At 74.6% G+C, this 761-nt stretch carries 1 pseudogene; it reads right to left on the bottom strand.

Features of this window, described 5'->3' with window-relative positions:
* Positions 1 to 761 (bottom strand): annotated as a pseudogene (locus G3N62_RS35585) (transcriptional regulator); the annotation flags it as partial.

The raw sequence follows: 761 nt of genomic DNA, 5'->3' as shown, positions 1-761 counted from the left end.
CGCGACCAGTTCGCCGAGCACGGCGATCATGTCGGCCGCGACGGCGCGCGCCGCATCGAACGTGAACGGGCCGACGAAGCACCCCATGCGCCGAAACAGTGCGCGTGCCGCCGGCTCCAGCAGCACGTAGCTCCAGTCGAACGTCGCGCGCAGCGTCTGGTGACGCGGCAGCGCCGACCGCAGCCCGCCCGTCAGCAGGTTCAGGCGGTCGTCGAGGCGCGACGCGACGACCGCGAGGCCGAGCGTCGCCACCCGCGCGGCCGCCAGCTCGATCGCGAGCGGCAGCCCGTCGAGGCGCCGGCAGATGTCGGCGATCAGCCGCATGCCGGCGGCGTCGATCCGGCAATCGGGCGCGGCCGCGCGCACCCGTTCCAGAAACAGTTCGACCGCCGGGCTGCGGACGATCGCGTCGTCCGCCGCGCCGCTGTCCGGCACCGCGAGCGGGCTCACGCGCACCACGGCTTCGGCCGAAATATGCAGCGGCTCGCGGCTGGTCGCCAGCACGCGCAGCGAACCCGCGCCCGCGGTCAGCGTGTCGGCGAGATCCGCGACCACGTCGACGATATGTTCGGCGTTGTCGAGCACGAGCAGGCAGCGCGCATCGGCGAGCGCTTCGCCGATGCGCTCGACGGCGGGCGCCCGGTACGTGTCGACGCCGGGCGCGATCCCGAGCCCGGCGGCGAGCGCGGCGAGCACGTCGCCGCGCGTCGACGTGCGCGCCAGCTCGACGAACAGGACACGCTCGCGCGACCGGCTGCGGA

It is taken from the genome of Burkholderia sp. Tr-20355, assembly GCF_017104685.1.
Lineage (GTDB): Bacteria > Pseudomonadota > Gammaproteobacteria > Burkholderiales > Burkholderiaceae > Burkholderia > Burkholderia seminalis.
The sequence above is the reverse complement of the archived record's forward strand: the minus strand, read 5'-3'. Positions and strand labels throughout refer to the sequence as shown.